Consider the following 26,374-nt stretch of genomic DNA (forward strand, 5'->3'; position numbering starts at 1 on the left):
GACTCACGTCCGGTCGGCGGCGGTCACCTCGTCCGGCTGGAACACGGACTCGATCGACGTGCCGAACAGGGCCGCGATCCGGAACGCCAGCGGCAGGCTCGGGTCGTAACGCCCCGTCTCCAGCGCGTTCACGGTCTGCCGGGAGACGTCGAGCCGGTCCGCGAGCTGCGCCTGCGTCCACGACCGCTCCTCGCGACGCCGCCGCAGGTCGTTCCTCACCGGCCGCTGCCGACCGCGGCGCCGACCGCCCAGGTCAGCATGCCCGCGCCGTAGATCCAGAACCCGGAGCCCTCCAGCGCCAGCCCGGCGGACTGCAGGATGCCGAGCGCGAGCGCGGCGAGCATCGCGACCGCGAAGCCCGTCGCCAGCGCGGTCAGCGTCCGCTCGCGCTGGTAGCCGTCGAGCCGTCGCACGTGCCGGACGACCGCGACGGCGACCCACACCATCGGCACGACGGGGAGCAGCGCCCAGACGAACCGCGCCGGGCTGTCGCCGTCGAACCCGCCCCAAGCGAGCGCGGCGACGAGGACGAGCACGTACGCGACCATGCCCGGCACGAACTCGACCAGGTAGGCGCGGCGCCTTCGCCGGTCCCCGGTGCTCGGCGCGGTGGAGTCAAGGTGGCTTGTCATGCCGCCAGCCTGGTGGAACGAGCCCTCCGTGTCAAGCAGGCTTGTCTCATCTCCCGGCGGCGCGGACAGCCGGATCACCACCCGGGCACCACCCCTGGGCGGTGTCCGTCTCCCCGGCGCTCGAGGACGCTGGGAGCAGGTCGTCGGACGGCGGCCGGTCAGGAGGATCCCGATGTCCCTGCAGCCCTTCGCGATCGCCGCGCTCGCCCTGCTGGTGGTCGCGCTGCTGGTCTGGCGCCAGCTGCGCTGGACCCGCTTCGACGCGAACCGCGTGCTGCGGCTGCCGATCGTGCTCGGCGCGCTCGGGCTGCTCGAGATCGCGACCGCCACGACCGCGGTCCGGCTGCAGGCCGTCGACGTCGCGGTGCTGGTGGCGGAGGTCGCGGTCGCGATCGGCGTCGGAGCGGCGATGGGCGCCCGCACGGTCTTCCGCCCCTCGCCGACGCGCTTCGACCTCTGGGAGTCGCGGACCGGCAAGGCCGGCGCGGCGCTGTGGCTCGTCCTGATCGCGATGCGGGTCGGCGTCTCGGTCGCGGGCCCCTCGCTCGGCGTGCACGTCATGGCCTCGGCGGGCGTGCCGCTGCTGATCCTCGCGTGCGCCCGCGGCACGGCGGCGCTCGTCGCCCGCTCCCGCGCTCCCCAGGCGCTGCCCGTGTCGGCATGATCGTCGCGTGAGCGAGCACCCGAGCACGGCGCGGCCCTCCACGGCCGTGCCGTTCGGCGCGCCCGACCCGACGGCGTCGCGCACCTGGATCGTGCTCGTCATCGTCGCGGCGCTCGGCCTGACCACGCTGCAGTCGCGCGCCGTCACCGAGCACCCGCCGGTGCTCGTGCTGACGGTCGGTGCGCTGCTGCTCTGGCTGGCCTGGACACCGCTGCGCCCGGGCCGGCTCCGGACCGCGCTGATCGTCGCGGGAGCGCTCGCCTCCGCGGTCGCGGCCGGCCTCGGCGTGCCGCAGATGATCGCGGGGCTGATCGCCGGGTCCGTGCTGCTGCTCGGCGATCCGCGGCAGCGGCTCGCGCCGGTCGTCGCGCTGACCGGCGGCGGCACCGCGGTGCTGCTGCTCGTCGGCGCGGGCGCGCGGATCACGGCGACGGCGCTCGTGATCGACCTCGGCGTGCTGGCGTTCGGCGTGCTGATCGGCGTGAGCCGGCGCTACCGCGTGCGGGCCGCGCTGCAGCAGGAGGCGCTGCGGGACGCGGCCCGCGCGGCGGAGCAGGACGCGGCGCGGAACCGCCTGCTGGAGGACCGGGCGGCGGTCGCCCGGGACGTGCACGACGTGCTCGCGCACAGCCTGGGCGGCCTGGTGGTGCAGCTCGACGCGATCGAGGCGCTGCTCGAGCGCGGCCACGTCGACGAGGCGGCCGTGCGGGCCGCCGCCGCACGGACGCTCGCCGCGGAGGGGCTGACCGAGGCGCGGCGGGCGGTCGCGGCGCTGCGCGACCCCGACCGGGAGGTCGCGCCCGCGGTGCCCGACGAGGCGCTCGAGGACCTGCTCGCCGCGCACCGGTCGCTCGGCGGCGAGCTCGCCGTGACCGGTGAGCCGGCGCTGACCGGCGTCGACCAGCCGCACCGGCAGGCCCTCGTGCGCGCACTGCAGGAGGCGCTGACGAACGCGCGCCGGCACGCGTCCTCAGCGCCTGTGCGGGTGTCGGTGGAGCGGGATCCGCAGGCGCTCGTCCTCCGGGTCGAGAACGCGGTGGGGGCGTCGACCCGCTCCCCCGGCGGCGGCCACGGCCTCGCCGGGATGGCGGAGCGCTTCCGCTCCCTCGGCGACGGCTCCGTCGTGACCGCGGGCCGGCGCGGCGACGCGTTCGTCGTCGAGGCCCGCGCGGTGCTCGCGTGATCCGCGTGCTCGTCGCCGACGACCAGGCGATCGTCCGCGACGGCCTGGTCACGGTGCTCGACCTCAGCGACGAGGTCGAGGTGGTCGGGCAGGCCGCGGACGGCGCGGAGGCGGTGCGCCTCGTGGACGAGCTGCAGCCGGACGTCGTGCTGATGGACCTGCGCATGCCCGTGCTCGACGGGCCGGGCGCGACCGCCCGGATCCTCGGCGAACGGCCCGGCACCCGCGTGCTCGTGCTGACGACGTTCGCCGACGACGCCTCGATCGCGGGCGCGCTGCGGGCGGGCGCGATCGGCTACCTGACGAAGGACGCGGGGCGACGCGAGCTGCTCGCCGCGATCCGGGCCGCGGCCGAGGGGCAGGCGGTGTTCGACCCCGCGGTCGGCGCCCGGCTCGCCGCGGGGTTCGCGCCGGAGCCCGAGTCCGAGCCGGCCCGCACCGACCCGGCGGGCCTCCGCGCGCGCTTCCCGGTGCTGACCGCGCGGGAGGCGGAGGTGCTCGCCCTCGTGGCCGAGGGCCGCGCCAACCCGGAGATCGCCGCCGCGCTCTTCCTCAGCACCACGACCGTGAAGTCGTACGTGAACGCGATCCTCGCGAAGCTCGGCACGACGACGAGGGCGCAGGCGATCGCGCTCGTGCTCGGGGGCTGAGCGCGAGGGCGGTGGTCTCGACGAGCTCGACCCGCGGGGGCGGCTCGACCAGCGGGGGCGGCGCAGGGGCGGGCGCAGGAGGCGCGGAGGGCCCGTCCCTAGGCTCGGACGATGCAGTATCGCCAGCTCGGCTCCTCCGGCCTCCGCGTCTCCACGATCACCCTCGGCACGATGGGGTTCGGCGGCACCGGCTGGGCCTCCCCGATCGGCAACCTCGACGTCGACGGCGCCCGCCGGCAGGTCGACATGGCGCGCGACGCGGGCGTCAACCTGATCGACACGGCGGACGTCTACTCGGAGGGCCTCGCCGAGGAGATCCTCGGGAAGGCGCTCGGCAGCCGGCGCGACGACTTCCTCGTCGCGACGAAGGCGCGCGGCGGGATGGGCACGGGCCCGAACGACGCCGGCCTGTCGCGCCACCACATCATCGAGGCCGCCGAGGCGAGCCTCCGCCGCCTCGGCACCGATCACATCGACCTGTACCAGGTGCACGAGTGGGACGGCCAGACCCCGCTCGAGGAGACGCTGAAGGCGCTCGACGACCTGGTCCGCTCCGGCAAGGTGCGCTACATCGGCGCCTCGAACTACACGGGCTGGCAGCTGATGAAGGCGCTCTGGACGTCCGAGAAGCACGGCCTCGAGCGCTTCGTCAGCCAGCAGATCTACTACTCGCTGCAGGCGCGCGACGCCGAGAGCGAGCTGGTGCCGGTCTCGATCGACCAGGGCCTCGGGATCCTCGTCTGGAGCCCGCTCGCGGGCGGGCTGCTCTCCGGCAAGTACCGCCGCGGGCAGGACGCGCCCGAGGGCACGCGCCGCTTCGAGGGCTGGTCCGAGCCGCCCGTCCACGACGAGGACCGGCTGTACGACACGATCGACGCGCTGGTCGAGATCGGCGACGCGCACGGCGTCTCCGCCGCGCGGGTCGCGCTCGCCTACACGCTCGCGAAGCCCGCCGTCACCTCGCTGATCGTCGGGGCGCGCACGGAGGAGCAGCTGGCGGACAACCTGGCCGCGGCCGATCTGGAGCTGAGCGCGGACGAGCTCGCGCGCCTGGGCGCCGTGTCGCTCGAGCCGCTGCGCTACCCGCACTGGCACCAGGCGAACACCGCGACCGACCGGATGGGCGAGGCGACGCGCCACCTGATCGAGCCGCACCTCGGCTGACGCGCCCGCTCCCTCCCGAACGACGGTGTTCCGCCCGGAAGATCCGGTCAGGGCGGCGTTCCTCTGCGGCCTCCGGGCGGATCTCCGTCCTTTGGGAGAGATCCCGCGGGTTCAGCGGACGGTCCAGCCCCCGTCGATCACCATCGTGTGCCCGGTGATCAGGGACGCGGCCGGCGAGGCGAGGAAGGCGACCGCGCCCGACACCTCGGTCGGCGTCCCGATCCGGTGCAGGGCGGCGATCCGCTCGACGGTGTCGGCGCGGAAGGCGGGGTCGGCGAGCGCCGGCTCGGTGCCATCGGTCTCGACGAAGGTCGGCGCGACCGCGTTCACGCGGATGCCGAGCCCGCCCCACTCGACCGCGAGGCACTTCGTCAGGTGGATGACCGCGGCCTTGCTGGTGCAGTAGGACGCCTCCCCCGGCAGCGCCACGAGCCCCGCCTGCGAGGCCACGTTCACGATCGCGCCGCCGCCCGCGCCCCGCATGTGCTTCGCGGCGTGCTGCGAGAGGAAGAACGTGCTGCGGGTGTTCAGCGCCCAGACGGCGTCGAAGTGCTCCTCGGTCACGTCGAGGGCGTCCTCGACGATGCTGCCGCCCGCGTTGTTCACGAGCACGTCGAGCCGGCCGAGCTCGGCGATCGCGCGGTCGATCGCGGCCCTTGACTGCGCGAGGTCGGTGACGTCCATCTGCAGCGGGACCGCGCGGCGCCCGAGCGCCTCGACCTCCGCCACGACGCCGCTGTCCTGCGCGACGTCGCGGAGCCCGAGCGCGACGTCGGCGCCGGCCGCGGCGAGCTCGAGCGCGATCGCCCGCCCGATGCCGCGTGCCGCGCCGGTGACGACCGCAGCGGTCCCTTCGAGCGACGTGCTCGCGATCATTTCCGCCTCCGCCTCCGCATCCGCGACGCCCTCACCGCAGCCGCCAGTATCGGCCCGCCGTCGCAGCGCCGCGAATCGTCGCCCTCAGCGCCAATCGGCGCCGAGCGGAGGGCGCCGACTGGCGCTGCGGGCGCACGAACGACGAGCGATGCCGATTCCCCGGCGTCGTGTCCGAGGAGTCGGGGAGGGTGTCGTCGACGCCCGGCACGGCGATCGGGCAGGATCGCGGCCGCGCGGAACGGAGGAGTGCGTCATCACCGCCACGAGCGCCGGAACCCGCGGGCTCTCCACGAGCGCGGCGGTCGCGCTGTACGTCACCGCCGTCGTCGGGCCCGGGATCCTCACGCTGCCGGCGGCTGCCGCGCAGAAGGCCGGGCCGCTCTCGCTGATCGCCCTCGCCGCGCTGCTCGCCATCTCGGTGCCGGCCGCCTTCGCGTTCGTGCACATCCATCGCGCCACCTCGACCAGGGCGCCGACCGAGCAGGCGGGCATCCAGCAGTACGTGACCGCGGCTTTCGGCCGGAGGGCAGGACGGGTCGCGGCCGCCTGGTTCTACCTCGGCGTCCCGATCGGGGTCCCCGCCCTCGCCCTGATCGGGGGTGCGTACGTGAGCGCCGCGGTCGGCGGAGGCCGCGTCACGCAGCTCGCCGCGGCGTGGGCGATCGCCGGTGTCGCGATCCTCGCGAACGTCCGCACCGCCCGTTCCAGCGGGGCCCTCTCGCTGGTCCTCGCGGTCGCGCTCGTCGTCCTGATCCTCGGCGCCGCGGTCGTGTCGATCCCGTACTGGCGGCCGCAGCACCTGCAGGACTTCGCGCCGAACGGCGTCCTCGCCGTCGTCCCCGCCTCGTTGACCCTGATGTGGGTGCTCACCGGGTGGGAAGCGTCCACCAACTTCGTCGGCCTGGTCCGCGACCCGCACCGGCGGCTGCCGCGGGTGATCGGGATCACGCTCGTGGTCGTCGTCGTCCTCTACGCGGCCGTCGCGCTGCCGGAGATCCTGGTCCTCGGCCCCTTCGCCGGCGGCACCTCCGCGCCGGTCGCCGCCGTGCTGCACGCCGCGATCGGCGACCCCGCGGCGAGCGTCGCCGCGCTGCTCGCGGCGGTCCTCGCCCTGGCGAACTCCGTCGCCTACCTCGCCAGCCTCCGCGAGCTGGGCACCGGCTTCCTCCCGCCCCGGCGCAGCACCGGCACGGCGACCGGCCCGGTCCGGGCGCTGCTCGTCCCGGCCGCGATCACGGTCGGCGGCCTGCTGCTCGCATCGGTGACCGACCTCGACGTCAGCTGGTTCGTCGAGGTCTGCGCCGGCTCGCAGGTGCCGGTCTACGTCGCCGCGCTCGCCGCCGGGCTCGTCCTGCTCCGCCGTCGGTCTCGCGGCTGGTGGACCGCGCTCGTGGCGACGATCGCGGTCGCGCTGCTGCTGATCCCGGCCGGCCCCTTCCTCGTGGTTCCGCTCGTCATCGCGATCGGGGTGCTGGTCGTCGACGTGGCACGCCGGCGCTGAACCGAGGCCGGGCGCACGACGCGCCGCGGGCGAGGCACGAGCGCCTGTGACGAGGCTCGCATCCGCCGATGACGTGCTTATGCTTCTCCGGTTCCATCCCGGCGGCCGACGACGCCCGACCCGAGGACACCAGCGCCCTCCCGCAGCCGTCACCGACCGCTGCTCCGTTCAGGAAGCAGGTCGACGGTGTCCTCTCTCCAGCCCCGCTCGCACGCAGCGAGCCCCATCAGACGGTCGGTCGGCGTCGCCGTCGCGGCCGGCACGCTCGTCCTCGGCGTGATCGCGCCGGTGCAGACGGCGTCCGCGAAGCCCGCCCCGGCATCGCCCGACCTCGGCCCGAACGTGGTCGTCTTCACTCCCGACATGCCGGTGGCGGACATCCAGGCGAGGACCGACGCGATCTACGCGAAGCAGGCCGACGCCGAGATGGGCACGGACCGCTACGCACTGCTCTTCGAGCCCGGCACGTACGGCTCTGCCTCGACCCCGCTCGACGTCAAGGTCGGCTACTACACGGAGGTCGACGGCCTCGGTCAGGACCCGGGCGACGTCACGATCAACGGCGGGGTGACCGCGATCGGCAGGAACGGCAGCGGCTCGCTCGACACCTTCTGGCGCTCGGTCTCGAACCTCACGATCCACGTCGTCGCGACAGCGGGTGACGAGTGCCACACGCAGGACGAGATGTGGGCCGTGTCGCAGGCCGCGCCGATGCGCCGGGTGGACGTGAAGGACCACACGAGCTTCATGCCGTACTGCGAGAGCCCGAACTATGCGAGCGGTGGCTTCGTCGCCGACTCGAAGCTGGAGGGCGGCGCCCTGAACGGGTCGCAGCAGCAGTTCTACGTGCGCAATAGCGACCTCGGTGCCGGCTGGTCGAACGCCGTCTGGAACCAGGTGTTCTCCGGCACCGTCGGCGCCCCGGCGCAGTCGTTCCCGACCCCGCCCTACACGACCCTCGCGAGGACGCCGGTGTCGAAGGAGAAGCCCTACCTGTACGTCGACGCGGAGGGCGCCTACCGCGTCTTCGTGCCGAGCGCGCAGCGCGACTCGTCCGGCACGACGTGGGCGCACGGGCACACGGCGGGGCGCTCGCTGCCGCTCGGCGACTTCTTCGTCGCGCACCCCTCCGACTCCATCGCGAAGATCAACTCCGCGTTGGCGCAGGGCCGGAACCTGCTGCTCACCCCCGGCGTCTACGACGTCGCGAAGAGCATCGCGGTGAAGCGCGCGAACACCGTCGTCCTGGGTCTCGGCCTCGCGACCCTGACGGCGCAGCGGGGCGCGGTCCCGATGACCGTGGCCGACGTGCAGGGCGTCGACATCGCCGGCGTCATGTTCGACGCCGGCACCGTGAACTCCCCCGCGCTGCTGCAGGTCGGGAGCACCCACCCGAAGGGCGGGAAGCACGCGGGCACCGCGGCCGACCCGACCGCGCTGCAGGACGTCTTCTTCCGCATCGGCGGACCGCACGTCGGCAAGGCGACGACCAGCCTCGTCGTGAACAGCGACCACGTGCTGCTCGACGACATCTGGGCCTGGCGCGCCGACCACGGCGTGGCCGGCTCCGTCGGCTGGACGGTGAACACCGCAGCCACCGGCGTCGTGGTGAACGGCGACGACGTCACCGCCACCGGCCTGTTCGTGGAGCACTACCAGCGGTACAACGTGATCTGGAACGGCGAGCGCGGCCGCACCGTCTTCTTCCAGAACGAGCTGCCGTACGACGCCCCGGACCAGGCGGCGTGGCGGCACGGCGACGTGAACGGGTACGCGGCCTACAAGGTGGCGGACTCGGTGCGGACCCACGAGGCGTGGGGGCTGGGCAGCTACATCTACACGAACGTGAACCCGTCGCTGCACGCGACGCAGTCGTTCGAGGTGCCGAATCGCCCCGCCGTCGTGATGCACGACCTGACCACGGTCTCGCTGAACAAGGCCGGCACGATCGACCACATCATCGACGGGCAGGGCTCCGCGGCCATCGGCGGTGTCAACGACGGGCAGCCGCAGACGATCACCCGCTACTCGAACGGCGTCGCCCAGCAGTAGCCGGAGCCGGGACGGCCTGCGGCTCCGCCGTCAGCAGCGGAGCCGCAGGCCGTCCCGCCCCGTAGCGTGGGTCGCATGACCGGTGCGGCGACGACCGCGCCCAGCGGGCTGAACCGGCCGCTCGCGATCCTGGTCGCCGGGGCCTTCTTCATGGAGAACCTCGACGGCACGATCCTCCAGACCGCGGTCCCGGCGATCGGCCGGGAGTTCGGGCTGCGCGCCGTCGACGTGAACAGCGCGATCACGGCCTACCTGCTGGCCGTCGCGATCAGCGTGCCGCTCGGCGGCTGGCTCGCCGACCGGCTCGGCGTGCGCACCGTGTTCCAGGGCGCGGTCGCGCTGTTCACCGTGGCCTCGCTCGCGTGCGCGTTCAGCACCGGCCTCGTGATGCTCTGCGCGCTGCGGGTGCTGCAGGGCGTCGCCGGCGCGCTGATGGTGCCGGTCGGGCGCCTCGCCGTCCTCCGCGTCACCCGGACCACCGATCTGCTCGCCGCCGTCGCCTACCTCACCTGGCCCGGGCTGCTCGCCCCCGTCGTCGCCCCGGCCCTGGGAGGGGTGCTCACCGACACGGTCGGCTGGCGCTGGATCTTCCTCGTCAACGTGCCCGTGGGCCTGGTGCTGCTGCTCGCGGGGCTGCGTCTGGTGCCGCGCGGCGGCGTCCGCGACCGGCGCGGCCTCGACCTCGTCGGCTTCGCACTGCTCGGCGTCGGCCTCACCGCCCTGCTGCTGGCGCTCGAAGCGCTCGGCGGCGCGACGGCGGAGGTCCCGGCGGTCGTCGCGCTCGCCCTCGTCGCGGTCGCGGCGCTCGCCGGCGCCGTCATCCGGATGCGCCGTGCCACGCATCCGCTGCTCTCGCTGCAGGCGCTCGCCATCCCCACCTTCCGCGCCAGCAACCTCGGCGGTGGGGTCTACCGCCTCGTGATCTCCGCGCTGCCCTTCCTGTACACGCTGCTGTTCCAGGTCGGCTTCGGCTGGTCCGCCTCGCTCGCCGGCGTGCTGGTCGTCGCCGTGTTCGTCGGCAACATCGGCATCAAGCCGTTCACCTCCCCGATCATCCGGCGCTTCGGGTTCAAGGCGACGATCATCGGCTGCAGCGTCGCCGGCGCCCTGCTCGCCGCAGCGTTCGCGCTCGCCGACCGGTCCACGCCCCTGCCCGTGCTCGCCGTCGCGCTCGTCGTCGCCGGCGCCTTCCGCTCGATCGGGTTCACGGCGTACAACTCGATCCAGTTCGGCGACGTGCCGCCGCAGCTGACCTCCGGCGCGAACACCTTCGCGGCCACGACCCAGCAGATCGCGATCGGCTTCGGCGTCGCGTTCGCCGCCCTGGCCGTGCGGTGCACGACGGGGCTGGCCGCAGCGCTGGATCCCGGGGCGGCCTCGCTCGGGTACCGGTGGGCGTTCCTCGTCGTCGCGCTCCTGCTCGTCGTCCCGGTGGTCGAGACGGCGATGCTGCCCCGGCACGCGGGCGCGGCGGTCGCCGGGCGCTGACCCCTTCGCCCGGCAATCGTCGCCCTGAGCGCCAGTCCGCGCCGAGCGCTCGGCGCCAGCTGCACCTCAGGGCGACGATTCGGGGGCGCGCAGGAGCGCGGCGACTGCGCGGCGCTCGTCGGCGGTGAGGAACGCGGCCTCGAGGGCGGCGGCGTCGAGCCAAGCCAGCTCGTCGGGCGTGAAGCCGAGGCGGTCGGTCAGGACCGCGCGCTCGGCGGAGAGCGGCGAGCCGGTCTGCACCGGGTTGTCGTCGCCCAGCACGAGCCGCAGGCCCGCGTCGAGGAAGGCGCGCGCGGGGTGGTCGGCGACGTCCGCGATCGCGCCCGTCCACACGTTCGAGGTCGGGCAGATCTCGATCACGACGCCCTCGTCGGCCGCGCGGCGGAGCGCCTCCGCATCCTCCGCGAGGTGCGCGCCGTGCCCGATCCGGCGCACGCCGAGGTGCCGGACGGCGTCGGCGACCGCCTCCGGACCCGCCGCCTCCGCCGCGTGGCAGGTGAGCCCGAGCCCGGCGGCCGGCGCGATGCTGAAGGCGCCGGCGAAGGGCTCGTGCGCGGGCCAGCGCGACTCATCGCCGGCCAGGTCGAAGCCGGTGACGCCGCTGCCCGACGCCCGCGCCGGGGTCCGCGCCGCCGCCTCGTTCGCGTCGGCGTCGAGGTGGCGGAGCGCCGCGACGACGATCCCGGCGGGCACGCCGGTCGCCTCGCTGCCCTCCCGCACGCCGTCGGCGGCGGCGCGGACGACGGTGTCGAGGTCGTGCTCCGCCGTCACGTGGGTCGTCGGGCCGAATCGCAGCTCGAGGTGCGCCTGGCCGTCCGCCGCCGCGTCGAGCACGGCCTCGTAGGCGATCCGCCGCAGCGCCTCCGGGTCGCGGAACAGCGGGTAGCTGGCCGCGACGCGGACCAGGTAGGCGGTCAGGTCGGCGGGCTCGTCCAGCGTCAGCGCCGCCGACCAGCCCTGCGGCGGCGTGGGCAGCCCGGCCGCCCGCGCCAGCTCGGCCGCGGTGGCCGGCCGCACGCGCCCCTCCAGGTGCGAGTGGAGGTTCAGGCCGGCGGTCACAGCTCCAGCGCCACCGCGGTCTCGAGCGCCGCCTCGATGCTCGCCGCCCAGCCCGCCTGCAGCGCGTCCTTCGTGCCGGAGTAGAGGCTGGCCCCGTCGACGAGGTTGCTCGAGCAGGCGCAGATCATGCCCGCCCGCACGCCGCGCAGCCGGGCGACGACGTAGAGGGCGCTCGACTCCATCTCGATGTTGAGGATGCCCTCGCGCCGCAGCCGCTCGATCCACTCCGGGCCCTCGGCGTAGAAGGCGTCGTCGCTCGCGTTCAGCCCGTTGACCGCGCGGACGCCCTCCCGCTCCGCGATGCGGGCCGCCTGCCGCTCCAGCTCCATCGTGATCGGCAGGTCCGGCACCGCCGGGTAGCCGGGGTGCACGTACGCGGCCGTGGTGCCGTCGTTGCGCAGGGTCCCCTCGCTGACGAGCAGGTCGCCGGGCGCGATCCCGGGCTGCACGGCGGCGCTGCTGCCGATGCGGATCAGGCTCGTGACGCCGACCCGGATCAGCTCCTCCGCCGCGATCGCGGTGGACGGGCAGCTCATGCCGGTCGAGGTCGCCGTGATGCGCCGGCCCTTGTAGAGGCCGGTCATCGTGCGGTGCTCGCGCCGGTGCGCGACCTCCTGCACGTCGGTGAGGAACTCCGCGACCAGCGGCACCCGGAACGGATCCCCGGGCAGCAGCGCGACCGTGCTCACCTCGCCCGGCGCGACACCGATGTGGTACTGCCGCTCCCCCAGCCCGACCGCGCTCTTGTCCACCGTGCTCATGCCGCTCCCCCTGCTCGTCGAGTCCGCCGAGCAGGCTAGGGAGCCCGTGTTCCGATCCTGTTTCGGGTCCGGTCAGGCGTTCGCGTCGCGACGCGGACGAGGTGGCGTCAGCGCTGGCGGCTGGCGGCCACCTTCCCGGACGGGCTCTGCGTGATGCGGCCGCCCTCGAACTTCTGGATCGTGGTGCCGCCGGAGGTGATCGCGTCGCCGCGGGGCCAGCCGAGCACGCCCTTCGTGCCGCCCTTCTTCAGCCAGCGGGTCAGGATCGGGCCGGTCATCATCGCGGTGCCCGAGCGCGACGAGTAGACCCGCCCGTGCTGCAGCACCGCGAACGTGCCGCCGGTGCCGGTGCGGTCGTTGCCGCTCTGCAGCAGCCAGCCGAGCTGGCCGTCGGGGCCGCCGCGCTGCTCGTAGCGGGTGCGGACCTTGCCGGAGGCGAGCGCGTGCGCGCCGCCCTTCGGGCTCCAGTGCACGACGCCACGGCTGAACCGCTGCCACCAGCCGCTGCCGTTCGCCGTGCTGGAGTGCGCGACCGTGGTCGGCCAGCCGAGCGCGCCCGTCACGCCGCCGTGGAAGCGCCAGTTCTTCGCGAGCTCGCCCGTGACGGAGCGGGTGCTGCTGCCGCGGGTGACTACGGAGCCGCTCGTGAAGTCCTGCACGACCCCCTTCTTGCCCCAGGCCGAGACCGTCCGGGCGTCGCCGGTCGGCCAGCCAAGGCTGCCCTTCTCGGCGCCCCGGCGGATCCACATGTCGAGGGAGGCGCCGTCGACGACCCAGGTGCCCTTCGAGCCGGACATGATCCGGCCGTGCTCGAAGCGCTGCTGCAGGTTCGAGCCGACCTTCTCCACGTCCGCGATCGGGTAGCCGAGGCGCCCGAGCTCGTACTTGGTGGCGATGTACTTCTTGTAGATCGGCTGCGTCACCGTCGCGGTGCGGCCTCCGGAGACGTAGACGGTGCCGCCCTGGAAGCCCTGCGCGGTGCCGGCGTGCGACCCGGTGCGGGTCTTCATCGCCTTCCGCGGCCAGCCGAGCGAGCCGGTCGGTCCGCCCTTCGCCAGGTACTCGGTGAGCGTCGGGCCGCTGACCCGGAAGGTGCCGGCCGACGAGCTGTAGACGGTGCCCTGCTCGAAGCGCTGCGAGGTGCCGCCCTTGACGCTGGTCGCGGCCGAGATCGGGCTGCCGAGCGAGCCCTTCTGGTCCTTCCACACCGCGCCGATCGCGCCGGAGACCGTGTAGGTCGTCTTCCCGCCGAACCAGGTCGTGAAGTAGAGGTAGAAGTTGCGGTTGCCGTAGGCCGAGCACGAGTCGCCGCCGCCCCAGCCGGCCGCGAGCGCCGCCGCGTTCGGCGTGTAGGGCGTGTAGTAGTACAGCGCCGCGGTCGCCTTGTTGCGGATCGTCAGGGTCTTCGCGCCGCAGACGACGTTCGGGTTGTAGAGGATGCCGACCGGCTTGCCGACGGGGAACCAGTTGAAGGCGGTCCAGCCGGGCCCGGTCGTGCCGGGCGGGGTCGTGTAGCGGACGAGCCAGTAGGCGACGCCGTACAGCTGGTTGAACAGGCCGTACTTCGCCGGGTCGCACTCGGCGGTGTCCGGGCAGCCGAGGCCGGTCGCCTTGCGGTAGATCAGGGAGACGGTCTCGCCGGAGTAGGGCTTGCGGCCCGTCACCAGGGTCTGCTCCTTCTGCAGCATCACGAGGATGACCTTCGGGTTCACGTTGCAGGCGCGCCCGACCGCGGCGATCACCTGCGCCGCCGTCTGGCCCTTCCTGGCCGGCAGCGCCTTGCACATGAGGTTCGCGCCGAGCGCCGGCTGGTCCACCTTCACGCTCTTCAGGCAGGTGGCGCCGGTGGTGCAGCTCGGCTGCTTGCCGTTCAGGAACGTCTGGATCTCGGACGCCGTCATGGTGTCGCCGTCGAACATCACCGAGTCCGAGATGATGTTCTCCGGGTCGAAGCCGGACAGCACGCCGGCCTCCGCCCGCGACGAGTTGATCGTCGTCAGCCCCACACCGGCGGCGACGAGCGCGAGCCCCGCGGCGACCGCCACGAGCCCGCGCAGCCCTCGGCGGCGCCCCCGGCGCGGCTCCCGAGCGCGCGCACGGACCATCGATTCGTTCTCCCCCATGCTTCGACGGTATGGAGGCGCTGCGGATGCGCCAGGGCATCCGCGGCGTGTTCCCGCCGCCTGCCCCCGTCCGGAGGGCAAGCGGCAGGGCCCGCCCGGCGTGTCGCGGAGGCTCCGGCCGGCGCGGCTCGCCTCAGGCGTCCCCGTGCCGCTGCAGCGTCAGGTGGACGCGGTGCGTCGTGATCACGGTCGCGAGCCAGCCCGCGCCGGCCGCCCAGCCGGTCAGCACGTCGGTGAACCAGTGCGCGCCGAGCAGCACCCGGCTGAGCCCCACCGCGCCGGCGACGCCGACCGCGGCGGTGCCGGTCGCCGCCTGGGCCGGGTCCGACCGCTGCTCGAGCATCAGCAGGTACGCGAGCACGCCGGTCACCACGGTCGCGTTCAGGGTGTGCCCGCTCGGGAACGACGGGGAGTGCTCGAAGGGCGGGATCGCGTCCTTCCGGTCCGGCCGGTGCCGGTCCACCACGGACTTGCCGCCGACCGTCATGAGCAGCGAGCCGACCCCGGCGACCGCCACCGTGCCGAGCGGCAGCCAGTCCTTGGCGCGGAGGCTGAGCGCTCCGCCCGCGGCGAGCGCGGCGATCGGGAGCGCGACCGGGCCGAAGCCGCGCGCGAGCCCGGCGGCCGCGGCGTTCATCGCAGGGCTCCGCAGCCGGATCGCGGCTCGCAGCACCGGCCGGTCGAGCCGCGAGATGCCGTCCCGGTCGGCGACGGCGTCGTAGAGGAAGGTCGTCGCCCAGACGCCCGCCACGGCGACCGCGCCGCCGACGGCGAGCGTGGCGGCGATCGCGGTTCGCCCGCTGCGGCGCTGCGCGAGGCGGCGCTGCTGATCGATGAGGCGGCGTCCGGCGCGGGACCGCCAGGCCGTGACGTCGCGGGGCCCGATCGAAGTGCTCATCGGGGCCAGTCAAGCCGCCTCAGCCTGGACGGCGGCGTCGCGCGGGCGCGCCGTCGGCGCCTCGGCGTAGCCTCCCGACCGTCGATCAGGGGGTCCGGGATGCAGCAGGGCACGACGCGGCGCGCGTTCCTCGCCGGCGGCGCGGGTGCGGGGCTGGCCGGGCTGCTCGCCGGCTGCACCGCCCCCGCCCCCGCCCCCGCTCCCGCTGTGCCGACGCCGACCGCGACGCCGGTCGCCGCCTCGTCCACGAGCGCCGCGGCGGCGGGTCCCCGCACCTGGAGCGAGCTGGCCGACGCGACGAGGGGTGCGCTGCTGCGCCCCGGGTCGGCCGGGTGGGACGCGGCGCGGGTGCTGCGGAACCCGCGCTACGACGGCGCCTACCCGCGCGCGATCCTCCGGGTGACCGGGCCGGACGACGTCGCGCAGGGGCTCGCCTTCGCGCGCCGGTCCCGCACCCCCGTGGCGCTGCGATCCGGCGGGCACTCGTACACCGGCTGGTCCGCGGGCGGCGCGCCGGGAAGCGACGTGCCGCGGTCGCTCGTGATCAGCACCGCCGCGCTCGACGGGGTCGAGCTCGCGGCCGACGGCGGCTCGGTGACCGTCGGGCCCGGCGCCCACCTGCTCGACGTCTACGACCGGCTCGCGGCGGCGGGCCGCGCGATCGGGGCCGGGTCCTGCGCCACGGTCGGCATCGGCGGGCTCACACTCGGCGGCGGTGTCGGCGTGCTGTCGCGCTCCTTCGGTCTGACCTGCGACCAGCTGACCGGCGCGACGGTCGTCACGGCGGACGGGCGGGCGCACGACGTCTCGGCGGAGCGTGAGCCGGACCTGTTCTGGGCCTGCCGCGGCGGCGGTGGCGGGACGCTCGGCGTCGTCACCTCCCTGACCTTCCGCACGAGGCCCGCTCCCGACGTCGTCATGTTCTTCCTCGCCTTCCCCTGGTCGGCGGCCGCCCGCGTCGTCGACGCCTGGCAGCGGTGGGCGCCCGCCGCCGACCCGCGGCTGTGGTCGACGCTGAAGCTGCTCGGCGGGACGCGGCACCCGTCCGGCCCCGCGGTCACGCTGTCCGGCACGTGGACCGGGCCGCAGCGGGGCGCCGACGCCTCCGTCGACGGCTTCGTGCGCGCGACCGGCACGACCCCGCTGACGCACACCGCCCGGGCGACGGAGTACGGCGACGCGATGCGCCGGTACGCGGGCGACGGCGCCCGCGTCTCCCAGTCCGCGACGTCGTCGATCGGCTCCCGTCGGCTGGCGCCGGCGGAGATCCGGGCCCTCGTCGGCGCGATCGAGCGGATCGCGGACACCTCCGGGATGACGGAGGGCGGGGTCTCCCTCGACGCGCTCGGCGGCGCGGTCGCGGACCTCCGCCCCGGCGACACCGCCTTCCCCTGGCGGAACGCGCTCTGGACCGCGCAGTACACGGCGGCCTTCGCCGACGGCGCGGACCCGGCGCCCTACGACGCGGCGGTCCGCCGCCTCCGCAGCACCATGCGCCCCGCCTGGGGCGACGCCGCCTACGCGAACTACTGCGACGCCGCGATCACCGATCCGGCCGCCTACTTCGGCGCCAACACCCCGCGGCTCCGCGGCATCGCACGCGCCGCGGACCCGCAGGGCCTGTTCGCGCAGCCGCACTGGATCTGACCGGCCCGCGAGGGCAGGCATGCTGGGCGCGTGGTCGCCTCCGTCGCCGTGCTCTCCGACGTGCACGGCATGCTCGTCGCCCTCGACCGGGTGCTCGCGGAGCCCGCGGTCGCGGCCGCCGAGCGCATCGTGGTGACGGGCGACCACACGTGGGGGCCGCAGCCGACCGAGGTGCTCGACCGCCTGGTCGGGCTCGGCGACCAGGCGGTGCTCGTGCGCGGGAACGCGGACCGCGAGCTGCTGCAGATGTCGCGCGGCCACGACGTCGGGCTCGGCGACGACCCGGTGTCGGTGTGGGGCGCGGGGCGGCTGACGCCGGACCACCAGGCGCTGCTGGAGCGGATGCCGGAGTCCGTCGTGCTCGACGTCGCCGGCTTCGGCCCCGTCTTCTTCTCGCACGCGACCCCGCGGGACGACGCGGAGGTCGTGCTGGTCGACTCGCGCATCGAGCGGTGGCGGGCGGTGCACGAGGGCCTCCCCGACGCGGTGCGCACCGTCGTCGCGGGGCACACGCACATGCCCTTCGTCCGGCTGGCCGCGGGGCGGCTGGTCGTGAACCCGGGGAGCGTCGGGCTCCCCTACGGGCGCGCGGGCGCGCACTGGGCGCTGCTGCACGACGGGCTCGTCACCATCGGCCGCACCCTGCTCGACCCCGACGAGCTGATCGAGCGCACGGCGGCGGCGTCCTCCATGCCGGGCGTGCGCGCATGGCTGGAGGACACGGTCCGCCGCCCGCCGGGCGACGTCGAGGTCCTCGCCGAGTTCGGCCCCCGCGACGGTAGCGCCTGACCCGCGGAGGGCGGCGGAGGGCCGGTCAGAAGCCGACGGCCTGCTGCAGCTCGCGCAGGTAGCCGGCGAAGCCGGCGTCGGTGCGGCCGTCGAGCCGGCCGGAGGTGACGACCGGCGCCCGGTCGGTGCTCGCGGTCGGCAGGCCGAGCGCCCGGACCGCGCCGACGAGCGCCACGTCCTCGTCGTGCGCGACGTCGGGGAAGCCGCCCGCCGCGAGGTAGGCGTCGCCCCGGACCCCGAGGTTCGCGCCGTGCACGTACGGGTGCGGCTCCACCGGCGGGTTCCGGCGCCGCCAGGCGCGAGCGAGGGCAGGACTGGTCGCGGGGTCGAGCCGCACCGCCCCGCGCAGCAGCGCGACGCCCGCAGCGGCGAAGCGGAGGTGGACGTCGAGCCATGCGGGAGGCACGGCGCAGTCGGCGTCCGTGTTCGCGACCCACACCGACTCGGCCGGCTCCCCCGCGGCGGCGAGCCCCGCCCGGACCGCGACGTCCCGGGCACCGCCGACCCGGCCGGCCTCGGAGGGCACCACCAGCACACCGTGCGACCTCGCGACCTCCGCGGTGCGGTCGGTGCAGGCGTCGGGCGCGACCACGACGACGACCGGCACCGCCCGGGCGACGGCCGCGATCGAGCGCAGCGCCGCCGGCAGCCGCTGCTCCTCGTCCCTCGCCGGCACCGCGACCACGACCGCGCGGATCACCGGAGGCCCGTCGCCCGCGCCACGCTGGTCGCGGGGTCGACCTGCAGCACCTCGAGCAGGAAGTCCTCCTCCTCGTGCCGCACGGTCCGGGTCCCGCCGAACCGGTCCCGGACGACCGCGTGGACGGCGTCGCCGCCGCGGTCGAGCCCGAGCACCCAGGGGCGCCAGTGGCAGAGCACGAGCACGCCGCCGGGCCGCAGCTGCGCACGGCAGCGCTCGGCGACCCGCGCGAGCAGGTCACCGGCGAGGTAGAAGCCGGTCTCCGACAGGACGATCGCGTCGAAGGGCGCCCAGTCGTCCGGCCACTCGTCGGGCAGCCGGCGCTGCTCGACGCGCACGTGCGGCGCCTCCCTCAGCCGCTCGCGGGCCTGCCGCACGGCGCTGTCCGCCACGTCGACGGCGACGACCTCGTCCGCGCGCTCCGCGAGCGCGCGGGTGCCGAGCCCGGTCGAGCAGCCGATCTCGAGCACGCGGCCGAGCCGCTCCGTCGGCAGCGCTGCGGCCAGCACCGCCCGCTTCCGGCGCTCGTACCAGCGGTCCGCGAAGCCCCACGGGTCGTCCGTCGCCGCGTACATGGCCCCGAAGTCGACCGGTCGCGCCGGCCCGGTCGGTAGCAGCACCTCGGCGCCGACGAGGAAGTGCGCGAGGACGTCCGGCCGCAGCAGCGCCTCGTCCCCCGCTTTCGGGCCGAGCGCCTCGGTCTGCGTGACGTGGACGCGCATCGCCGCCGCCTTCGCGGCCGCGGCGGCGGGCGCGAGGTCGAGCCGCGCGGCCGGCCACGCGGCCGTGGTCGGGTCGCCGTGGTGCCATGCCCAGATCGGCGCCTGCAGGTGCACCCCGCCGACCCGCTCGGACGCGGTCGTCACCGCGCGCGCCGCGGCCGCGTGGTCGGGGTGCCCGTCCGCCGACCAGGTGCTGACGATCGCGGCGCCGGGCGCCGCCACGCGCTCGACCGCCGCGGCGATCGCGTCCTCGCAGTCGGTCAGCCCGCCGTCCGGCAGCCGGAGCAGGTGCAGCCGCGCATCCGGCGCGAGCACGGCGAGCGCCTCGGCGACCTCCCGCTCCCGCGCCGCCGCGAGCGCCTGCGGCGTCCACGTGGTGGAGCGCGGGTGCGACGCCTCGCCGCTCGACGCGACGACGACGTCGACGGGGACGCCGCGCGACGCGGCCGTGGCGATGAGGCCGCCCGCCATCAGGGTCTCGTCGTCCGGGTGCGCCGCGACGACGACGAGCGCAGCGAGCGGGCCGAGGTCGAGGGGCGGCAGCCCGGCGCGGAAGGTGCGCCAGGCCGCCTCGGGCGTGCCGGGCAGCGCGGCGTCGAAGGTCACGCCCACCCGCCCTGCTCGCGCACCGCGGCGCCCTGTCGCGCCTCGTCGCGCTCGGCGTGGTGCTGCCGGAGGTAGACGGTCAGGTCGGCGACGCGGCGCGCGTGGGTCTCGTCGAAGGCGAGCGGCGCGGGCCCGAGCGCGTGGCCGACGACGAGGAGCACCTGCTCCGCGGCGTCGGCGACGACGCCGCGCACGCGCTCCGCGAGCAGGGCGCCGCGCGCGCCCTCCGCCTCCCCCGCGTCGATCCGCGCCGCGGCGTCGGCGAGCACGCTGCGCGCCTGCCAGAGCAGTCGGTCGGCGCGACCGATCGCGACGAGCGCCAGCTGGTCCGGCTCCCGTCGCTGCGCGAGCAGCGCGTCGGCCAGGGCGACGGCGCCGCCGAACCAGCAGGCCGCGACCCCGATCCCGCCCCAGGCGAAGCCCGGGCGGCGCAGGTACCAGCCCGCCTCGCCCACCGGCGTCGCGGGCGCGGCGTCGAGCACCAGGTCGCCGCTGTCGACCGCGGCCAGGCCCCGCGCGATCCACGTGCCGGGCACCGCCGTCGCGCGGGGGTCGCGGAGGTCGACGTCGAACAGCCGGCGGTCGCCGTCCTGCTCCGCGGTCACCAGTGCGCGGTCCAGCCGGCCCGCTAGCGAGCACCAGGGCTTCGTGCCCGTCAGCGCGCCGCCTCCGGCGCGCACCGGAGCGAGGCCGGGTCGCTCTGCGGCATAGACCCCGTAGACGCCCGCGCCGGGGGCGAGGCCCGCCTGGCCGAGGATCGCGAGGGCGTCGAGGTGCGGCTCCACGACCCGTGCCGTCGTCAGGTCGGCCGCCGCGATCGTCGCGAGCAGCGACAGGTACGCGGCGCTGGTCCCCGCGCCCGGCGCCGGGCCGTCCAGCGACCGCGCGAGCGCGATCGAGCCGTCGACGTCGCCGGCGACCGCGATCGCCGCGCTGGCGGCAGCCTCGAGCGGCGCCGGATCGACCCCGCCGAGCCGGACGACGAGCGTGGCGGTCACCCCCGCAGGCTAGGTGCGGGGCGTCGGGGACCGGCAATCCGGGTCGGGCCCCTTGACGCGGGCGCTCCCGCCGGACAGGGCCGGCGGTCAGTGCCGGTCGTGCGCGGCGGCGCGACCCTCGCGGAGCAGGACCGCGCCCACGACGACGAGGACCGCGGGTCGGACGCCGACGACGACGGCCTGGAACACCGGGTAGGCGGCCGGCAGCACCGAGAGCCCGAGCGCGAACGCGTCGACGACGGCGAGCGCGGCGAACGACCAGCCGACGACGCGGCGGAGCACGCCGCCGTGCAGCAGCGACCCGGCGACGACCGCGCCCGCGAGGACGGCGAGCAGCTGCATCGCGGGCAGCAGCAGGCTGGTCGCGCCCGGATCGGCGAAGCCGAGCGCGGACACGACCACCAGCAGCAGCGGTGGGACCCCGGTCAGGACGACCGCCGTGCGGGCCCCCGTGGACATGCCGGCGAGTCCCGGCTCGCGGCCGAGCCCCGCGGCGAGCACGATCGATGCGGCGAGCACGACGAGCGCACCGAGCGGCAGGGCGAGGAGCGCCCAGACGACCGCCCCACCGGACGCGGCGGCCAGCCCGGCGAGGGCGAGCCCGCCGGCGACCAGCAGCGCACCGCCGACGACCACGCCGGCGCCGCCGACGACCAGGGTCCTCCGCGGACGGCGGAGGACGGGAGGAGCCGCGACGGGCTCGTGCACGGTCATGGCGCGACCGTAGCGGCGGGCGGGCCACGGCGCTCCCCCGGGATCAGGGGCGCCGCATCACGATCCGCCACTGATCAGCCGACGGTCTCGAGCATCGCGATGAGGCGCGCGCCGTGCTCCGCGCGGGCGGTCAGCGTCGTCTCGTGGAGGTCCGGCGGCAGCGGCACGGTCGCCACCGAGAGCCGGCCGCAGTCGGCGCCGCGCCCGCGCTGCCGCCAGGTGCGCGCCTCCGCACCCCGGCCCACCGTGCCGTGGAGCGTCCACGTCCAGGCCGCGGGCGTCGCGCAGAACAGGAGCACGGTGGCGCTGCGCTGGCGGTGGAACGCGTCCATGTCCGGCACCGTCAGCGACGCGTTGCCGCTGCCGGTCACGTCGTTCTCGCTGAGGCGCGTCGCGTCGCGCAGCACGGGGATCTCGGCGATCGCGGTGACCGTGATCAGCGCGTCCTCACCCTCGGTCGCCCCGTGGATCGCGCGCCGCAGCCGCTCGACCTGCGCGGGGGTGCCGTGCAGCGGGATCGTCCGCCCGACTACCACGGGGCGCTCCGGCAGCGCGCGGTCGGCGCGGGCGCCGTCCTGCTGCATGACGGCGATGCCGGCCGCGACGAGGACGACGACCGCCGCCCCGGCGGCCGTCAGCAGGACGCGGCGACGACCGGTGCGAGGCGGCGGTGACGGCCGCGGCTCCACGTCCGCGGCGGGGCCCGGCAAAGCCACGGCGGGAGCGCCCTTCCGTGCCGCGGCGTACGCCGAGCGCGCCAGCGCGTCCTCCTCCGCGGCTGCGGCGGCGAGCCGGCGGTGCTCGGCCGCGCCCTCCGGCGTCGCGCCGGGCGCGTACAGCCGGCGGCGGGTTGCGTCCTCCCGCGCCCACACCGTCCCGGCGTCCCGGTCGTCGGAGCGCCGAGTCTCGAGGACGTGGTCGAGCGCGGCCTCCGGCCGCTCCCGCCCCTCGTAGGCGGCGGCGAAGCGCTCGAGCAGGCCCTCGTCGTCGGCCGCGCCCGCTGGTCCGGCCTCCGCGCCGCTCACCCCGTCATCCTGCCGCGGATCTCGGATCCGCCGGTCACGCACGACGCGCCGCCCCGGAGGAGTCCGGGGCGGCGCGTCGTGGCGGATCCGCGGATCCGCGGGCTACTTGTTCGCGGGCTCCGGGGCCGGGTTCGCGTAGGTGGGGGCGTCGAGGCCCTTCGCGCCCTTGATCTCGGGCTTCTCGGCCGGCTTGCCCGCCGGCGCCTCCGGGGAGCCCTTCGGGCGCGACGCGTACGTCTCGAAGGCGACGCGCGGGTACTCGCGGGCGAGCACCTGCACCATGTCGCGGCCGAGCACGAAGTTCATGCCCCAGTTGCCGATCACGCGCACCTTGCGCTCCCACGTCGGGATCGCGAGGCCGTGGTAGCCGCGGTGCATGACCCAGGCCGGGAAGCCCTTGACCGCGACCTTGCCGCTCTGGAACGCGCCGACGTAGAGCCCGAGGCCCGCGACCGCGCCGAGGCTGTCGTGCTTGTAGTCCGTCAGGCCCTCGCCGCGGAGGCTCGCCACGATGTTCTTCGCGAGCTGCTTGCCCTGGCGGACTGCGTGCTGCGCGTTCGGCACGCAGAAGCCGCCGACGCCCTTGCCCGTGAGGTCCGGCACGGCGGAGACGTCGCCCGCGCCCCAGGCGTCCGGCACGACCTCGCCCTCGGCGGTCACGACGCGGAGGTCCGCCTTGACGCGCAGGCGCCCGCGCTCCTCCGTCGGCAGGTCGGTGTTCTTCAGCATCGGCGTGGCCATCACGCCCGCGGTCCAGACGATGACGTCGGACTCGAACGACTCGCCCGTCGACAGCTCGCAGACGCCGCCGACCGCGCTCTTCAGCTGCGTGTCGAGGTGCACGAGCGCGCCGCGCTCCGCGTAGTTCTTCAGCACCCACTTGCTCGTCTCGAGCGAGACCTCCGGCATGATCCGGCCCATCGCCTCGATCAGGTGGAAGTGCGTGTCGTCGAAGGTGAGCTGCGGGTAGCGGGCCAGCAGCGCCGACGCGAGGGAGCGCATCTCCCCGAACACCTCGATGCCGGCGAAGCCGCCGCCGACGACGACGAAGGTGAGCAGGCGGTCGCGCTCCGGCCCCGCGGGCAGGTTCGCGGCGCGCTCGAAGTTCGCGACGATGCGGTCGCGGATCGCGACGGCCTCCTCGATGGTCTTCAGGCCGAAGCACTCGTCGGCGACGCCCGCGATCGGGAACGTGCGGCTGACGGAGCCGGCGGTGACGACGATCTGGTCGTACGACTCGGTCCAGGGCGCGCCGATCTCGGGCGTGACCTCGACCGTCTTCGCGGCGTGGTCGATGCCGGTGACGCGAGCGGTGATGACGCGCGTGCGCTTCAGGTGCTTGCGCTGGTCGACGACCGCGTGGCGCGGCTCGACCGAGCCGCCGACCACCTCGGGCAGGAACGGCTGGTAGGTCAGGTAGGACAGCGGGTCGACGACGACGATCTCCGCCTCGTTCGCGGACAGCCACTTCTCGAGCTTCCAGGCGGTGTAGAAGCCGGCGTAGCCGCCGCCGACGATCAGGATGCGAGGCACGGGGCGTCTCCTAGTGCAGTCGATTGCAAGGCCCATGAATGCTACCGGTGAAGCGGCCACGACTTCCCGGGCCGCGGCGCCCCCGCTTCGGGTCCTGCTCCGCGGAGGGCGCGCTCGTATCGCGATAGGTGCCGCCTCGAGCGCGCCGAGGCGGCATGTATCGCGATACGGAAGCGGATCAGTCGCCGGCGGGGGCGGGGAGGGGCGCGGGCGCGGGCCAGCGGCCGACGAGGCGCGCGACCTCCGGCTCCGCCTCGGCCGCGGTGCTGAGCGCGAGGTCGCCGATCGGGTTCACGCCGGGGCCCGCGGCGAGCGCGTGCCCCGCGAGCGCGTGCAGGCACTTCACCCGCACCGGCATGCCGCCGGCGCTCGTGCCGGCGACCTCGGGCACGTCGCCCGCGGCGGCGCGGTCGGCGAGGTAGGCCCGGTGCGCGGCCGCGTAGGCCTCGGCGAGCGGGCCGCCCTCGGCGACCAGCTCGCTCCAGGGGCGCATCACCCCGTCGGCCTCGAGCCGCGAGACCGCGGCGACGAGGGCGGGGTGGGTCAGGTAGTAGAAGGTCGGGAACGGGGTGCCGTCCGCGAGCCGCGGCGCGGTCGCGACGACCGCGGGCGCGCCGTCGGTCGTGCGGGCGGCGATCGCGAGCACGTCCCGCGCGGGGCGGCCGAGCTGCGCGGACACGGCGTCGAGGTCGGCCGCAGAGGGCGCGCGGGTCACCGGCCCGGCTCCGCGGGCTCGTCGGTGGTGCCGGCGGCGGTCAGGGAGCGCGCCAGCACCTCGGGCCACGCGGTGCTGCGCGCCGTCTCGTCCGCGGCCGGCGCGGCGGGCGAAGCGTGGATCACGCGGTAGGCGGTCGTGCCGGGCATCACGTAGTAGAGGCGGGCGCCGGCCTGCGCGCGGACGTACGCCGGGTCGTCCCAGCGCGCCCGCTGCGCGGCCAGGTCGTCGAGGTCGGCGCGCTGCTGCGCGACGAGCGCCTGCGCGTCCCGCACCTTCTGCTGCTGCGACAGGTAGGTGCTGAGGGTCGGGGCGATCGTGAACACGCCGACGACGAGCACCGCGAGGGCCGCGATCGCGAGCCCGGGCACGCGCACCCGTGGTGCGGCCATCGCTGCCTCCTCCGCCGTGGTCCGAGCGGCGATGCTAGCCGGGGCCTGGAGCCGGTCCCGCGGGCGCGCCGCCGGGCAGGGGCGTTGCCGCTTCCGTCCCCCTTCGGCCCCCGAGAGGGGACGAAAGCGGCGACGCCCCGCTCAGCCGACGGTGACCACGGGCTCGGGGCGGGCGATCCGGCGGCGGCGCCAGACGAAGAAGCCGAACAGGGTGAAGCCGCCGTAGACGATGTACATCAGGGCGGAGGCGTAGTACCCGGCGGAGAACAGCAGCGGCACGCCGACCACGTCGACGGCGACCCAGATCAGCCAGAACTCGACCCAGCCCTTCGCCATGCCGTAGGTCGCGAGCAGGGAGCCCGTGAAGATCCACGCGTCGCTCCACACCGGCTCGTAGGAGCCGAGCGCGCGGAAGAGCGGCGTGAGGATGAGGGTGCCGCCCACCATCGCGACCACGAGCCCGATGCGCGCCTTCCACGACGCCCACTGCGGCTCGATGGCGCCGCCGCCGTCCGCGGGGCGGCGGGTCCAGCGGTACCAGCCGTAGACGCTGACGACGATGAACATGATCTGCCGGCCCGCCTGCCCGAGCAGGTTCACCGGGTTCGGGGTGCCGAACACGGTGCCGAGGAACACGGTCAGCAGCAGCAGGTTGCCGACGATGCCGACGGGCCAGGCCCAGATGCGGCGCCGCATGCCGCCGAGCGCGCTGGCGAGCCCGAAGGCGTTGCCGATCACCTCGCGCCACAGCAGGGTCTGGGTGCCGATGTGGAACTCGGCGTCGAACAGCCATCTCAGGACGTCCACGAGGGTCTCCTCAAGCTCCGGCGGCCCGTCCGCGGGCGCGGCGGACTCACCACCCGCGGCGGCGGGCCTCCCCGGCAGCGCCGGGCCACGTGCTCCCCCGCCGCAGCGGAGGTGACCGGACCTGCGTCGAGGCCGGCATCCGCTGAAGAGCGGGACGCCACGACTCGGGTCGGACACGCCCATCATGGCGCAGATCCGCCGCGCCGACGACCCGCGTCCGTCCGCGGCCGTCTCCGCGCGTCATCGGAGCGTGGTGCAGGCGTCGCCGCACCCTCGCGCGGTACCCGTGCCGCCTCGCGCGGTGCTTCCGCCTCCGCGCGGTGGGTACACCGACCGCGCAAGGGCGCAAGTACCGCGCGACAGCGGGGCCGGGAGCCGGGAGCCAGGAGCCAGGAGCCAGGAGCCGGAAGCCGGGAGCCGGGAGCCAGGAGCCAGGAGCCAGGAGCCAGGAGCCAGGAGCCAGGAGCCAGGAGCCAGGAGCCAGGAGCCAGGAGCCAGGAGCCGGAAGCCGGAAGCCGGGAGCCGGGGCGGAGTCTGGAGGGCACGGGCGTGGCGCGGACCGGCGTCGCTGATGCAGGACGATGTCGGAGATGAAGGCCGGATCTTTTCGATCCGGCCTTCATCCGTCACATCGGCCTGCGTTCACCACCGTTCGAGCGGCGACGGAGCGGCGGG

General features: G+C 75.5%; 25 protein-coding genes. 9 read left to right on the forward strand and 16 right to left on the reverse strand.

Going from position 1 to position 26,374, the window contains the following annotated elements:
- Nucleotides 1-3: 3 nt before the first annotated feature.
- The gene (locus tag ACFSBI_RS02260; RefSeq protein ID WP_377931597.1) at nucleotides 4-219 is read right to left on the reverse strand and encodes a helix-turn-helix transcriptional regulator; all 216 of its coding nucleotides are present in this window, start codon (nucleotides 217-219) and stop codon (nucleotides 4-6) included.
- Entirely contained in the window at nucleotides 216-632 is a 417-nt protein-coding gene (locus ACFSBI_RS02265) for a hypothetical protein (protein WP_377931599.1), read from the reverse strand. The genes ACFSBI_RS02260 and ACFSBI_RS02265 overlap by 4 nt, the downstream gene beginning before the upstream one ends.
- Before the next feature lie 172 nt (nucleotides 633-804).
- Here ACFSBI_RS02265 and ACFSBI_RS02270 point away from each other — a divergent pair, with 172 nt between their 5' ends.
- The 4 genes from ACFSBI_RS02270 to ACFSBI_RS02285 all read left to right on the forward strand — a co-directional run bounded on the left by ACFSBI_RS02270 (nucleotide 805) and on the right by ACFSBI_RS02285 (nucleotide 4,293).
- Nucleotides 805-1,296, forward strand: a complete 492-nt coding sequence (locus ACFSBI_RS02270) for a hypothetical protein (protein ID WP_377931601.1) — start codon at nucleotides 805-807, stop codon at nucleotides 1,294-1,296.
- Between the two features lie 7 nt (nucleotides 1,297-1,303).
- Complete coding sequence (locus tag ACFSBI_RS02275) at nucleotides 1,304-2,479, forward strand: sensor histidine kinase (protein WP_377931603.1); 1,176 nt, start codon at nucleotides 1,304-1,306, stop codon at nucleotides 2,477-2,479.
- Nucleotides 2,476-3,129, forward strand: coding sequence for a response regulator transcription factor (locus ACFSBI_RS02280; protein ID WP_377931605.1), 654 nt, complete (start codon nucleotides 2,476-2,478; stop codon nucleotides 3,127-3,129). Before ACFSBI_RS02275 ends, ACFSBI_RS02280 begins: the two co-directional genes overlap by 4 nt.
- A gap of 111 nt (nucleotides 3,130-3,240) precedes the next feature.
- Nucleotides 3,241-4,293: an aldo/keto reductase gene (locus ACFSBI_RS02285; protein WP_377931607.1), complete on the forward strand. Its 1,053-nt coding sequence runs from the start codon at nucleotides 3,241-3,243 to the stop codon at nucleotides 4,291-4,293.
- Nucleotides 4,294-4,404: 111 nt separating this feature from the next.
- Here ACFSBI_RS02285 and ACFSBI_RS02290 read toward each other — a convergent pair whose 3' ends face one another.
- On the reverse strand, nucleotides 4,405-5,169 hold the full coding sequence (locus ACFSBI_RS02290; protein ID WP_377931608.1) for an SDR family NAD(P)-dependent oxidoreductase: 765 nt from the start codon (nucleotides 5,167-5,169) through the stop codon (nucleotides 4,405-4,407).
- 148 nt (nucleotides 5,170-5,317) lie between these two features.
- Here ACFSBI_RS02290 and ACFSBI_RS02295 point away from each other — a divergent pair, with 148 nt between their 5' ends.
- The 3 genes from ACFSBI_RS02295 (at nucleotide 5,318) to ACFSBI_RS02305 (ending at nucleotide 10,210) form a co-directional block, all read left to right on the forward strand.
- Nucleotides 5,318-6,670 (forward strand): APC family permease, encoded by a 1,353-nt coding sequence (locus tag ACFSBI_RS02295; protein ID WP_377931610.1) that lies wholly within the window; start codon nucleotides 5,318-5,320, stop codon nucleotides 6,668-6,670.
- A 186-nt stretch (nucleotides 6,671-6,856) separates the two neighbouring features.
- Complete coding sequence (locus tag ACFSBI_RS02300) at nucleotides 6,857-8,722, forward strand: adenylyl cyclase (RefSeq protein WP_377931612.1); 1,866 nt, start codon at nucleotides 6,857-6,859, stop codon at nucleotides 8,720-8,722.
- 75 nt (nucleotides 8,723-8,797) lie between these two features.
- Nucleotides 8,798-10,210, forward strand: coding sequence for an MFS transporter (locus ACFSBI_RS02305; protein WP_377931614.1), 1,413 nt, complete (start codon nucleotides 8,798-8,800; stop codon nucleotides 10,208-10,210).
- Between the two features lie 66 nt (nucleotides 10,211-10,276).
- Here ACFSBI_RS02305 and add read toward each other — a convergent pair whose 3' ends face one another.
- From add to ACFSBI_RS02325, 4 genes are all read right to left on the reverse strand, one after another.
- A complete protein-coding gene (add, locus tag ACFSBI_RS02310; protein WP_377931615.1) occupies nucleotides 10,277-11,269 on the reverse strand; it encodes an adenosine deaminase in 993 nt (330 codons plus the stop codon).
- The gene (locus tag ACFSBI_RS02315; RefSeq protein ID WP_377931617.1) at nucleotides 11,266-12,030 is read right to left on the reverse strand and encodes a nucleoside phosphorylase; all 765 of its coding nucleotides are present in this window, start codon (nucleotides 12,028-12,030) and stop codon (nucleotides 11,266-11,268) included. Before ACFSBI_RS02315 ends, add begins: the two co-directional genes overlap by 4 nt.
- Nucleotides 12,031-12,137: 107 nt before the next feature.
- Nucleotides 12,138-14,153, reverse strand: coding sequence for an LGFP repeat-containing protein (locus ACFSBI_RS02320; RefSeq protein WP_377931619.1), 2,016 nt, complete (start codon nucleotides 14,151-14,153; stop codon nucleotides 12,138-12,140).
- A gap of 133 nt (nucleotides 14,154-14,286) precedes the next feature.
- Nucleotides 14,287-15,051, reverse strand: coding sequence for a phosphatase PAP2 family protein (locus ACFSBI_RS02325; RefSeq protein ID WP_377931621.1), 765 nt, complete (start codon nucleotides 15,049-15,051; stop codon nucleotides 14,287-14,289).
- A 99-nt stretch (nucleotides 15,052-15,150) separates the two neighbouring features.
- Between ACFSBI_RS02325 and ACFSBI_RS02330 the strand changes: the two genes are divergently transcribed.
- Together ACFSBI_RS02330 and ACFSBI_RS02335 are read left to right on the forward strand one after the other, a co-directional pair.
- Entirely contained in the window at nucleotides 15,151-16,698 is a 1,548-nt protein-coding gene (locus ACFSBI_RS02330; protein WP_377931623.1) for an FAD-binding oxidoreductase, read from the forward strand.
- A 30-nt stretch (nucleotides 16,699-16,728) separates the two neighbouring features.
- Nucleotides 16,729-17,487 (forward strand): metallophosphoesterase family protein, encoded by a 759-nt coding sequence (locus ACFSBI_RS02335; protein WP_377931625.1) that lies wholly within the window; start codon nucleotides 16,729-16,731, stop codon nucleotides 17,485-17,487.
- A 25-nt stretch (nucleotides 17,488-17,512) separates the two neighbouring features.
- On the opposite strand, the gene ACFSBI_RS02340 is transcribed toward ACFSBI_RS02335, so the two are convergent.
- The 9 genes from ACFSBI_RS02340 to pnuC form a co-directional block, all read right to left on the reverse strand.
- Nucleotides 17,513-18,187: a glycosyltransferase family 2 protein gene (locus ACFSBI_RS02340; RefSeq protein WP_377931627.1), complete on the reverse strand. Its 675-nt coding sequence runs from the start codon at nucleotides 18,185-18,187 to the stop codon at nucleotides 17,513-17,515.
- Nucleotides 18,184-19,521: a PIG-L family deacetylase gene (locus ACFSBI_RS02345; RefSeq protein WP_377931628.1), complete on the reverse strand. Its 1,338-nt coding sequence runs from the start codon at nucleotides 19,519-19,521 to the stop codon at nucleotides 18,184-18,186. Before ACFSBI_RS02345 ends, ACFSBI_RS02340 begins: the two co-directional genes overlap by 4 nt.
- Nucleotides 19,512-20,513: an acyl-CoA dehydrogenase gene (locus tag ACFSBI_RS02350; RefSeq protein WP_377931630.1), complete on the reverse strand. Its 1,002-nt coding sequence runs from the start codon at nucleotides 20,511-20,513 to the stop codon at nucleotides 19,512-19,514. Before ACFSBI_RS02350 ends, ACFSBI_RS02345 begins: the two co-directional genes overlap by 10 nt.
- Before the next feature lie 87 nt (nucleotides 20,514-20,600).
- Entirely contained in the window at nucleotides 20,601-21,227 is a 627-nt protein-coding gene (locus ACFSBI_RS02355) for a hypothetical protein (protein WP_377931632.1), read from the reverse strand.
- Between the two features lie 74 nt (nucleotides 21,228-21,301).
- Entirely contained in the window at nucleotides 21,302-22,252 is a 951-nt protein-coding gene (locus ACFSBI_RS02360; RefSeq protein ID WP_377931633.1) for a hypothetical protein, read from the reverse strand.
- 102 nt (nucleotides 22,253-22,354) lie between these two features.
- Nucleotides 22,355-23,785, reverse strand: a complete 1,431-nt coding sequence (locus ACFSBI_RS02365; RefSeq protein ID WP_377931635.1) for an NAD(P)/FAD-dependent oxidoreductase — start codon at nucleotides 23,783-23,785, stop codon at nucleotides 22,355-22,357.
- Between the two features lie 178 nt (nucleotides 23,786-23,963).
- Entirely contained in the window at nucleotides 23,964-24,500 is a 537-nt protein-coding gene (locus ACFSBI_RS02370) for a DUF501 domain-containing protein (protein WP_377931637.1), read from the reverse strand.
- A complete protein-coding gene (locus ACFSBI_RS02375) occupies nucleotides 24,497-24,892 on the reverse strand; it encodes a septum formation initiator family protein (protein ID WP_377931639.1) in 396 nt (131 codons plus the stop codon). Before ACFSBI_RS02375 ends, ACFSBI_RS02370 begins: the two co-directional genes overlap by 4 nt.
- Nucleotides 24,893-25,033: 141 nt before the next feature.
- Nucleotides 25,034-25,699: a nicotinamide riboside transporter PnuC gene (pnuC, locus tag ACFSBI_RS02380; RefSeq protein WP_377931641.1), complete on the reverse strand. Its 666-nt coding sequence runs from the start codon at nucleotides 25,697-25,699 to the stop codon at nucleotides 25,034-25,036.
- Between the last annotated feature and the right edge of the window lie 675 nt (nucleotides 25,700-26,374).

This window comes from Amnibacterium endophyticum, from assembly GCF_042680685.1.
GTDB lineage: Bacteria > Actinomycetota > Actinomycetes > Actinomycetales > Microbacteriaceae > Amnibacterium > Amnibacterium endophyticum.